The organism is Mogibacterium pumilum (genome assembly GCF_002243385.1).
GTDB lineage: Bacteria > Bacillota > Clostridia > Peptostreptococcales > Anaerovoracaceae > Mogibacterium > Mogibacterium pumilum.
Genome location: NZ_CP016199.1, coordinates 291,898 through 295,219, shown reverse-complemented (window position 1 = coordinate 295,219; position 3,322 = coordinate 291,898). Strand labels below are relative to the sequence as shown.

Below are 3,322 nucleotides of genomic sequence, written 5' to 3'. Positions count from 1 at the left end.
TGCAGGCAAAAGTAGAAACAAAGGTTAACCAGCATATAAGAGTTGAATATATAGATGAACAAGGAACCCCTATAAAGCAGGCTACAAATCTAAAAGGAATAACCGGATATAGCTATAGGATAGATAAAGCAGATATACTAAACTACAGCTTAATTGGTGTACAAAAGGATATAAGTAATATAAACAAACCGATAATTCGCTTTGTATATAGGAAAAATCCAGTGCAGGAAAGCACCGCAAACAACATAGCACCATAAAATCGTGCAAAAAGAACCAGAAGAAGCATACCGAGTAATACTGTAAAAACTAATAGAACATACAAATCGGTAACTAGCAGCAGTGCTAAATCATATACCAAATCTAAGTCATCTAAAAAAGATCCATTCCTAGTAAATACAGGAATGACTGCAAAGGAAAAGAAGGAATTCATACAATATCTCAAAGAGGTAGAGAAGAATGCGAGAAAGAAATACGGGAATAATAGGGATAAGATAAATCATGAAGTTGCAAATGCGATAATGTATCCATCTTATAGTGGAAGTTTTCTTCAAAATCATGCAAATAACATAAATACAGATTTAATCCCAAAAGAAAAGTATAGTAAAATACTAACCACGTTAGATGATACAAATTATGACATTCGTTACCCAATTGATTTACCACATATGGCATGCCCTCTTGGTTCATATGAAAAAAGCAGTAGGATTAGAGAAATAATTAAATTTATTTCTGTAACACCTTTTACTATTGAATCACCAAAGACTAAATTTTTCTATTTAAATTCACTCACAGGGGATATTTGGACAAATATTAACGACAAAGATATGCGTTCAGATAAAGATGCATTTATATTCAAGTTTCATCCTAAATATCGGGGAAGGTTGTATAGTGATACAATTATAGAATATTACAATCAAGATGATTTAAATCGTATAAGAGAGGAGATGTATAGTGAGGCATTAAGATCTCAAGCAGGACCAGGAATCTCAGCAGATGAACAAAACTTCTTAAATCACTTTTGGGCAAGTTTATCCTTTGGAGGAATTGCGTTAATGGGTATAGGAGTTTTTGGTTTTCTAAAAAAAGAATTTGAGAAGGGGAGAAAAAACTTTGTTAAAAAAGTAGGGGAAATGGTACTTGCATGGATTGGCATTGTTAATTCCTTGCCCAGTATTACAGCTAATGCTCTGAATAAGGTAGTGAATATATACGTGAAGAAGCTATTCTATCAAAGAATTATTCCTTGTATTAATTATATTAAGAAGCAGTGTAATGATAAGATACTAAAAAATAAGTATTTTACAGCAAGAGTTACGGAAAAAAAGAAAGCTTCTATTTATCAAAATCAAAAAAAGCGAATGAAGTCTGTTAAAAATATTATAAAAAAGCCTCTCATTAAAATGAAAAAAACAATTGTAAAGATATATTCAAAGTCAAGAGTGGCAATTAAAAATACTACAAGATTAATACGAAAAACTTGTAGAAAGGTGACAGCTAAAGCCAAAAAAGTGGCATTTAAAGCGAAGCGTGTAATAAAAAATATATTTAGACGAAGGAGAAGCCGATAAAATGAAAAAGCTAAAAATTGCAACAATATTTATAATAGCTATATCTTTCGGATGGTTTGCATATACAAATTTATACCCTGCTCAAAATCTCAGAAGATACTCTGTTTATTATGCTCATAACATAGAACACAAGAAGGGAGCACACCCAGAAATGGCAATGGCATTAGAGAACATAAAGGTTATACATACACCAGTGAGTAGAGGAATAAAATATGACTATGATGGACTGGCGAAAGTGTATAATGAAAGAAATAAAAATAATGGTATTGTGCCTGCGATTAGCGCAACATATGCTCAAGAAAATACAGAATATTTTTACTTAAGACCAGATAATAATAGGTATATTTTTAATGCTGATTTTACTCTAAAAATTGTTTATAATCGCGATTCAGCAAATCTGGATCCAGAGAAAAGTGATATCGACGAAGAAGAATTATACAATGAGGTTTATAACAACTTCGGTTTCCTTGTCGAAGCCAATGTCAATCGCAAACCGCTGATTAACATGCAGAAAGAGTTCAACAAGAAATACTATAAGCGATTCAACTAATGGTAAGGTGTGAATTTCAATGAAGAAAATACTAATAGCCACTATTACAATAATACTAGGCATATATATGTGTATTATTTTCATATGCGCCGACCTATACATCGACCACAACATCAGAAAATACTCTGTTTACTATGCTCACCACATGGAACATAAAGAGGGAACACATCCAGAGATGGCAATGGCATTAGAAAATATGGATGTTATTTATAAACCTAACAAGAAGAATATACGGTATAGAGAAGATGGAGGTTATACTATTTACAATACATTTACAAATAGTGAACAAGTTATTATAAGTTGTAATCCAGGAGAAAAGAAACTTCGTTATATTTATTATAATGTAGTGGATAAAAGCTATTTTTTTAATGAAACATTTAGCCTAACAAATATATATAATAGATCAATAGGTGAATACGAAAAAGATGTCAGTACCATAGATCAGGAAGATCTTTATAAAGAAATCTACAATAACTTCGGCTTCCTCGTCGAAGCCAATGTCAATCGCAAACCACTTATTAACATGCAGAAAGAGTTCAACAAGAAATACTATAAGCGATTCAACTAATGGTGAGGTGTGAAATTCAATGAAGAAGATGTTAATAACAATTTTAATTACTTTATGTGCAACTATAGGACTTGTACATCTATATGATAACTGGTATATAGACTACAACCTCAGAAAATACTCCGTTTACTATGCCCACAACATGGAGCATAAGAATGGAACGCATCCAGAGATGGCAATGGCGATAGAGAATATTGGAGTCATCTATAAACCTAACAAGAAAAATATACGGTATAGAGACGATGGTGGTTTTGCTATTTACAATAATTTTGCAAATGGTGAACAAGTTATTATAATTCATGATATTAAAGAGAAAAAAAAGTAGATATATATTTTATGACGTTGTGGATAAAGACTATTTTTTTGATGAAGCTTTCAGATTAGAATATGGGTATGATAGCTCGACAGAGCATGATGAAATAGATGCCAAGACTGTAGATCAGGAAGCCCTTTACAAAGACATATACAATAACTTCGGGTTCATTGTCGAAGCCAACGTCAATCGCAAGCCACTGATCAACATGCAGAAGCAGTTCAACAAGAAGTACTATAAGCGATTCAACTAATAATTGAATATAGAATTTGAGTAAACGCAAAAGAACTACAGTTTAGCAGTGCTAAGCTGGGGTTCTTAAA

General features: G+C 32.1%; 6 protein-coding genes. All 6 read left to right on the top strand.

Annotation, left to right across the window (positions count from 1 at the left end; all coding sequences use genetic code 11):
* On the top strand, nucleotides 1–257 hold a 257-nt coding region (locus AXF17_RS09105), incomplete at its 5' end, for a MucBP domain-containing protein (RefSeq protein WP_169711291.1).
* 144 nt (nucleotides 258–401) lie between these two features.
* Nucleotides 402–1,568, top strand: coding sequence for a hypothetical protein (locus tag AXF17_RS01470; RefSeq protein WP_094233489.1), 1,167 nt, complete (start codon nucleotides 402–404; stop codon nucleotides 1,566–1,568).
* A gap of 1 nt (nucleotide 1,569) precedes the next feature.
* Nucleotides 1,570–2,118, top strand: coding sequence for a stage II sporulation protein M (locus AXF17_RS01465; RefSeq protein WP_094233488.1), 549 nt, complete (start codon nucleotides 1,570–1,572; stop codon nucleotides 2,116–2,118).
* A 19-nt stretch (nucleotides 2,119–2,137) separates the two neighbouring features.
* Nucleotides 2,138–2,686: a hypothetical protein gene (locus tag AXF17_RS01460; RefSeq protein WP_094233487.1), complete on the top strand. Its 549-nt coding sequence runs from the start codon at nucleotides 2,138–2,140 to the stop codon at nucleotides 2,684–2,686.
* A gap of 19 nt (nucleotides 2,687–2,705) precedes the next feature.
* Nucleotides 2,706–3,011, top strand: coding sequence for a hypothetical protein (locus AXF17_RS01455; protein WP_094233486.1), 306 nt, complete (start codon nucleotides 2,706–2,708; stop codon nucleotides 3,009–3,011).
* Complete coding sequence (locus tag AXF17_RS01450; protein ID WP_094233485.1) at nucleotides 2,986–3,252, top strand: hypothetical protein; 267 nt, start codon at nucleotides 2,986–2,988, stop codon at nucleotides 3,250–3,252. The genes AXF17_RS01455 and AXF17_RS01450 overlap by 26 nt, the downstream gene beginning before the upstream one ends.
* The last annotated feature ends 70 nt before the right edge of the window (nucleotides 3,253–3,322 follow it).

Excerpts from the sequence above, each read along its gene's own strand:
- AXF17_RS01470 (WP_094233489.1), top strand. The coding sequence starts at position 402 with ATGACTGCAAAGGAAAAGAAGGAATTCATACAATATCTCAAAGAGGTA.
- AXF17_RS01465 (WP_094233488.1), top strand. The coding sequence starts at position 1,570 with ATGAAAAAGCTAAAAATTGCAACAATATTTATAATAGCTATATCTTTC.
- AXF17_RS01460 (WP_094233487.1), top strand. The coding sequence starts at position 2,138 with ATGAAGAAAATACTAATAGCCACTATTACAATAATACTAGGCATATAT.
- AXF17_RS01455 (WP_094233486.1), top strand. The coding sequence starts at position 2,706 with ATGAAGAAGATGTTAATAACAATTTTAATTACTTTATGTGCAACTATA.
- AXF17_RS01450 (WP_094233485.1), top strand. The coding sequence starts at position 2,986 with ATGATATTAAAGAGAAAAAAAAGTAGATATATATTTTATGACGTTGTG.